6 protein-coding genes are annotated in these 6,303 nt (G+C 68.2%); 2 read left to right on the top strand and 4 right to left on the bottom strand.

The genetic code is table 11. From position 1 onward, the window contains the following. From AB0M20_RS21495 to AB0M20_RS21505, 3 genes are all read right to left on the bottom strand, one after another. On the bottom strand, positions 1-355 hold a 355-nt coding region (locus AB0M20_RS21495; protein WP_364300687.1), incomplete at its 3' end, for a GNAT family N-acetyltransferase. A 30-nt stretch (positions 356-385) separates the two neighbouring features. After that, positions 386-934 (bottom strand): dihydrofolate reductase family protein, encoded by a 549-nt coding sequence (locus AB0M20_RS21500; protein ID WP_364300689.1) that lies wholly within the window; start codon positions 932-934, stop codon positions 386-388. A gap of 65 nt (positions 935-999) precedes the next feature. Next, the gene (locus AB0M20_RS21505) at positions 1,000-1,686 is read right to left on the bottom strand and encodes a hypothetical protein (RefSeq protein ID WP_364300692.1); all 687 of its coding nucleotides are present in this window, start codon (positions 1,684-1,686) and stop codon (positions 1,000-1,002) included. A 378-nt stretch (positions 1,687-2,064) separates the two neighbouring features. Here AB0M20_RS21505 and AB0M20_RS21510 point away from each other — a divergent pair, with 378 nt between their 5' ends. Beyond that, positions 2,065-4,872 carry a BTAD domain-containing putative transcriptional regulator gene (locus AB0M20_RS21510; protein WP_364300694.1) on the top strand — a complete coding sequence of 936 codons (2,808 nt, stop codon included), beginning with the start codon at positions 2,065-2,067 and terminating at the stop codon, positions 4,870-4,872. Between the two features lie 11 nt (positions 4,873-4,883). On the opposite strand, the gene rarD is transcribed toward AB0M20_RS21510, so the two are convergent. Next, positions 4,884-5,846 (bottom strand): EamA family transporter RarD, encoded by a 963-nt coding sequence (rarD, locus tag AB0M20_RS21515; RefSeq protein WP_364300696.1) that lies wholly within the window; start codon positions 5,844-5,846, stop codon positions 4,884-4,886. Positions 5,847-5,944: 98 nt separating this feature from the next. Here rarD and AB0M20_RS21520 point away from each other — a divergent pair. Beyond that, positions 5,945-6,303, top strand: a 359-nt coding sequence (locus AB0M20_RS21520) for a LysR family transcriptional regulator (RefSeq protein WP_364300698.1), incomplete at its 3' end; no start/stop codon positions are given.

Consider the following 6,303-nt stretch of genomic DNA (forward strand, 5'->3'; position numbering starts at 1 on the left):
GCTCGATGAGCTCCTCGGAAAGCGGTGTGCGCCGTCCCATCGGATAGAGATAGCAGCAACCGAGATAAGCGCCGGCAGTGTCGTAGACGGCGTACGTGAAGGAATACCCGTACCGGAACTCCGCCTCGTGCCATACCAGGTCGACGTAGTTGAACTCCTCGGTGACGGGCTCGGACGGCCAACTCCCGCCCCGGGTGCGCCGGATCAGATCCTGGCTGGCGTTGATGCCGCGAACGTCGTCGCTCAGGTCCGTCCGGCTGATCGCACGGGCGTGGATGTCCTCGTATCTCAGCTCCGTCGGCGCTTGGAAGTGCGCCGGTAGGGCCAGCTTTCTGATCAGTCCTGAGTAATCCATGGTGCTCCTTGACGGGCGAGCGCGCCCGGCTCAGTCGTTCGTGGCACGGTACGACAGGAGCACGACGCCGTTCTGGAACGTTCGTTGTCCGGCGGGTTGCAGAACCACATTCAGCCCCTCGTGCAGCAGAAGATCCTCGCCCGCGCCCACGCCGGCCAGGACCGGGTGCACCCACAGGTGCAACTCGTCGAGGAGGCCGGCGCCGAGCAGCGTCTTGGCGACCGGGCCGTAGCCGTGCATGAGGATCGGGCCGCCGGGTTCGGCCTTCAGCTTGCGAACCTGGCCGACCAGATCATCGGACAGCACGGTGGTGTGCTGCCACGCCGGATCGGTCAAGGTCGACGAGACCACATACTTGGGCATCGCGTTGATCCGGTCGGCATAGGCGCCGTCCCGGTTCGGCCACGCCGAGGCGTACACGTCGTACGTCTTACGGCCCATGAGCATGGCGTCGCCGGCGGTCAGCTGCTCGAGGGCGAACGCGTCGGTCTCGGCGTCCACGTAGTCGAAATGCCAATTCCCCATGTGGTTGATGACGCCGTCCAGGCTGACGAACGTCGAATTGACGATGGGTCGCAAGGTCTTGCCTCCCGGTCGGGGTGTGATGAGCTCGGAGGTTACTTCGTCGCTCCTTCAGAACGCCTTCACCGTTCGACACCCGGCACGGGGGAAGGGAACCGTGGTGTCGCGTCGCGCATCGGGTCGGTCATTCGGCGCTGCACCAGGAAGAGCCAGGACCAGACGAGTCCGAAAGCGAGGACACCGCCGCCGACGAGCACGACGGGGTCGGTGGTGACCCGGTCCAGCAGCAATCCGGCGATCGCCGCGGCGACGGCAGCGTCGATGGTGGCGACGACCGTCGGTGTGGTGATGAGGAAGTAGCTCTTCGTCCGGTTGGTGGCCGGGGCGATGAGCGAGTAGCTGGTTTCGAAGCCGCGCCGGTCGTCGTAGGGGCTGGCGGTGAAGTACGGCCTCAGCGCCGGCTCCATCCTCAGATACGCGTTGCGGAGCCGGTTCATGGCCAGAACCGCGAGTTTCTCGTCGCGGTTGATCTGGACCAGCCGCAGGTACGTCGTCAGGCCGAGGAACAGCACCACCGACATGAGCACGACGGTCAACGCGACGGCGCCGGCGGAGAAGCCGGTGACGTCGGCGAGCAGGGCCGACGCGACGATCGCCGCGGACAGCACGGTCAGGAAGACGCTGGTTCGCTGCTGCGCCTCGGCCAGCAGCGCCGTCCGGCTGCCCAGCAGGCTCCAGTGCTCGGTGGAGAGGATCGCCGCCGCCGACGGGCCGAATGACTCCTTATCGTCAGCCGAGACGCCGGTCATATCGATTCCTTCCGGGGCGACGGCAGGCAACGGCCGCTATGGTGCGGGCCGCAGAATTGTATTGACGGCCGAGGCACGGTACCCCACTGCTGTTTCAGATCGCATTCACGGCGCGGGAAAGCCGTTGAGAGAGGAAGGCAGTTGCATACGCCCAGGTTGACATGCTCCAATGGCGCGGTTCCGGTAGCCGGCCGGGACATGGTTGTCACGTTCTGAGTTGTGTAGGGACCGATGTCAGCGCGACGTTCCGAGGCTGCCGCACCGAGTGGTGATCAAGCCGCGCATCGGAAACTGGCGATAAGTGTTCTGGGGCCATTATCGGTGTCGATCGGCGGCGAGCCGATTTCGATCACGTCCGGGCGGCTACGCACATTACTGGTGGCGTTGGCTCTGTCCGCGGGCAAGGACGTGTCGATCGAGCGGCTGGCTTCCATCGTGTGGGGCGATGAGGCACCCGCCCATGTCCGGCGGGCAACTCAGACCTGCCTGACCCGGCTGCGTAAGTTGCTCGGACCGGGAGCCATCGCCACGTCGCCGGCGGGCTACCGACTCGATGTTGCCCCGGAGCGGGTGGATGCGATTCTGTTCGAGCGGTTGCTCGAGGCGGCGGCGGGATCGAGCGACCCGGCCGACGAGCGAGCGGCCCTGGCGCGTGCGTTGGCGCTGTGGCGCGGGCTTCCGTTCGACGGCCTGCGATCCGCCTGGCTGGAGGGCGCCGAGGCGACCAGGTTGACGGAGCGACGCGTGGCCGCCCACGAGCGGCGCGTCGAGCTCGACCTCAACTCGGGCCTGGGCGCGGAGCTTGTCGCGGAGCTTCGAGATCTGACCGCGCGGTATCCGCTCCGGGAGCGCCTCTGGGGTCATCTGATGATGGCCCTGCACGTCTCCGGTCAGCGGGCGGACGCCTTGACGACGTATCAGCGGCTGTATCGGCTGTTGTCCGAAGAACTCGGCATCGAACCGGGTCACGCCGTGCAGGAACTGCACAGGCGGATTCTGACCGCGCGAGCCGAGTCGCCACCGCCGTTGTCGCAGCAGACCATCACCGTGCCGCGTCAGCTTCCCGCGGACGTTTCCGGTTTCACCGGCCGCGAGGACGAGTTGGCCCGCCTCGACCGCCTGCCGGACATGAACGCGGTGGTGATCACATCCATCGGCGGCATGGCCGGCATCGGTAAGACCTCGCTCGCCGTCCACATTGCACATCGTATGGCCGGCCGCTATCCGGACGGGCAGTTGTTCATCGATCTGCATGGCTATACGCAGGGCCTGCAACCGATCGAACCGGCGGACGCACTCGGCCACCTACTGCGCTCGCTGGATGTCGGGGAAGAGCGCGTTCCGCCAGGGCTCGAGGACCGGGCCGCGCTCTACCGGACCCGGCTCGCCGACCGGCGGATGTTGATCCTGCTGGACAACGCGGCAGCCGAGTCGCAGGTGATGCCCTTGCTGCCCGGCGCACCCGGATGCCTGGTTCTGGTCACCAGTCGCCGCCGGCTGGCCGGCCTCGACCAGACCCACACATTGTCACTGGACACGCTGCCCGTCTCCGACGCGGTCAGGTTGTTCACGCGCGCCGCCGGTGACCGGTCACTCGGCGACTCGCCCCGTGAGCTTCTGGTGGAGCTTGTCGAGTTGTGTGGCCGGCTGCCGCTGGCGATCCGGATCGCCGCCGGCAGGTTCAGGTCTCACCGCACGTGGGACCTGTCCCACCTGGTCGAGCGGCTGCGCGACCAGCAGCGCCGGCTCGGGGAGCTGGAGGCCGGCCAGCGCAGCGTCACCTCAGCGCTGGGTCTGTCCTATCAGTACCTGAGTGCTGAGCAGCGACAGATGTATCGGTTGCTGGGCTTGCATTCCGGGCCGGACATCGATCAGTACGCAGCGGCCGCCCTGATCGATGCGACGGCGCCGGTGGCGGGGCGATTGCTCGAGCATTTGCATGAGGCTCACCTGCTGCAGGAACCCGTCGCGGGCCGGTATCGGTTCCACGATCTGACTCGCGTGCACGCCGCTCGAACCGCCATGTCGGAAGAGACCTCGGGCAGCCGGCGGCAGGCGCTCGGCCGGGTGATCGACTACTACCGCTATGCCGCAGCGCTGGCCGTGGATGCCGCGCACCCGTACGAACATGAGCGGCGCGCCCAGGTTCCGCCGACACTGACACCCCTGGCCGGCCTGTCCGGCATGGCGTCCGCGTTGGACTGGCTGGATCTCGAGCTGCCCAATCTGCTGGCCGCCGCCAGATGCGGTGCCGAGCTCGACCGGCCGTCGCACCTCCTGCACCTGTCCAGCATCCTGCACCGGCATCTGCGCAGCCGCGGCCGCTACCACGACGGGGTCAACCTTCACCAGCAGGCGATGACGACCGCCCGTGCGCTGGGCCATCAGGAGGCCGAGCTCGACTCGCTGGTCAGCCTCGGTCACATATACCTGCGGCAGGGACGCTTCGCGCAGGCTGTCGACCAGCTCCAGAAGGCGGTCATCGCCGCCCGCGCGTTGGGCCATCATGAGGCGGAGGTGGAGGCGCTGCACAACCTCGGCTGGGTGCACATGTCGTCCGGCCGGTACGAGCAGGCGATCGACAATCTCGAGCAGGCGCTGAACGTGGCCCACTCCACGGATTACCGCCGTGGCGAGATGCTCGCGCTGTCCGCCCTCGGCCACGTCCACCGCCGGGAAGGTCGGTACACGCTGGCCGCCGGCCATTTCGGGCGGACACTGCGGCTCGCTCACGCCACCGGCGACGACGCCATCGAGGCCGCGCTGGCCGGGCTGGGCGAGCTGCACCGGCGGCAGGGCCGGTACGAGCAGAGCGGCGACCACTACCGCCGGCTGTTCGACCTGGCGCAGGACAGGGGCGACCGCAACTGGCAGGTCGAGGCACGGCAGGGGCTGGGCCGGCTGCATCACACCGCCGGCGACCCGCGCGTCGCTCTCGACCTGCACGACCAGGTCCTGGCGCTGGCCACCGAGATCGGCCAGCCCGCGGATCAGGCCCGCGCCCACGACGGTCTGGCATATGCCCACCACGACCTGGGCGATCATGAGCGGGCCCGCACGCACTGGCAGCACGCCCTCGACATCCTCGACGAGCTCGGCACAGCATGGACCGACGACAAGGAAACCGCTGCGCCGATCATTCGCACTCGTTTGCGGGCACTGTCACCGGCGATCAGAGGCCACTGACCACCGGCCGGTCAGTTCATCCGCGGCGCCGCCCCGGCCGGCTGCAATGCACTGGACGTATCCACTCCCGTTCGCGGTGCGAGCGGATCGGTGCGCCTGGCGCCGTGTGCGTGGCGGATGCCGTCGATCGTGAACACCGCGAGGGCCGCCCAGACAAGCGCGAATCCGGCCAGGCGGGCGGGTGGCATCGGCTCGTCGAAGAGCAGCACGCCGAAGCCCAGTTGCAGGATCGGCGTGATGTACTGCAGCATGCCCAGCCCGGTCAGCGGAATCCGGTTCGCCGCGCCGGCGAACATCAGCAGCGGAACCGCGGTGATCGCACCGGCCGCGACCAGCAGGGCCGTGTGGCCTGGGGAGATCGCCGCGAACGTCGACTCCCCGCGCCACGTGAGCCAGCCGACGTAGGCCAGCACCGGCAGGGCCAGCACGGCGGACTCGATGAACAGCCCCTGTGCCGCGGGCAGGCCCAGCCGCTTCTTGAGCAGTCCGTACCCGGCAAAGCTCAGCGCCACCGACACCGCGATGTACGGGATGTGCCCGTACACGACGGTGAGGACGGCGACCGCGGCACCTCCGATCCCGACGGCGGCCCTTTGGGCCGCGCGGAGCCGCTCGCCCAGGAAGCCGACGCCCAGCAGCACAACGACCAGCGGCGTGATGAAGTAGCCGAGGGCAGTCTCCACCACACGGTCGGTCTGCACTCCGTAGATGTAGATGCCCCAGTTGACCGCGAGGACGCCGGCGGCCAGCGCGGCGGTCCGGAGCGCGTTCGGGCGCTCGGTGACGAGCCGCAACCGGCGCCAGCCGCGCACCGCGAACAGCACCACGGCGACGGCCACCACCGACCAGAGCACCCGGTGTGCCAGGACCTCCACCGGGCCGGCCGGACGGAGAAGCTTGATGTAGAGAGGCATGAAGCCCCAGATGGTGTAGGCGCCGATGCCGTACAGGTAGCCGAGACGGGTCTGGCTCATCACGGGACTCCATTCGTCGATGACGTAGCCAGAATGAGACAGTTCTGTTATGACGTCCAATGCCAATGGGGCAAGTCTTACATCGATATAGTTGATGAATGCTGAACCTGGTTCATCTGAAGGTCCTGGCCGCGGTGGCCCGGCACGGGTCGGTGACCGAAGCGGCCGTGGAGCTGCATAACTCACAACCGTCGGTGAGTCACCACCTCTCCCGGCTGGAGGCCGCCACCGGCGTGAAGCTCGTCCAGCGGGTCGGGCGGGGGATCCGCCTCACGCCGGAGGGCCGGCTGTTGGCGAGCCGGGCCGCCGAGATCGTGGGACGGGTCGACGCGGCCGCCAATGAGCTCGCCGCGCAGGTCGGCCTGGAAGCCGGACGGGTGCGGCTGGCCGCCAACGCGTCCGCGCTGGCCACCATCGTGCCCGCGGCGGCCGCCACGCTGGGACAGAAGTTCCCGGG

The organism is Actinoplanes sp. NPDC051633, from assembly GCF_040681735.1.
Classification (GTDB): Bacteria; Actinomycetota; Actinomycetes; order Mycobacteriales; family Micromonosporaceae; genus Actinoplanes.

Bases quoted from the DNA above. Each gene is read 5' to 3' on its own strand.
- rarD (WP_364300696.1), bottom strand. From the start codon at position 5,846: ATGAGCCAGACCCGTCTCGGCTACCTGTACGGCATCGGCGCCTACACC.
- AB0M20_RS21505 (WP_364300692.1), bottom strand. From the start codon at position 1,686: ATGACCGGCGTCTCGGCTGACGATAAGGAGTCATTCGGCCCGTCGGCG.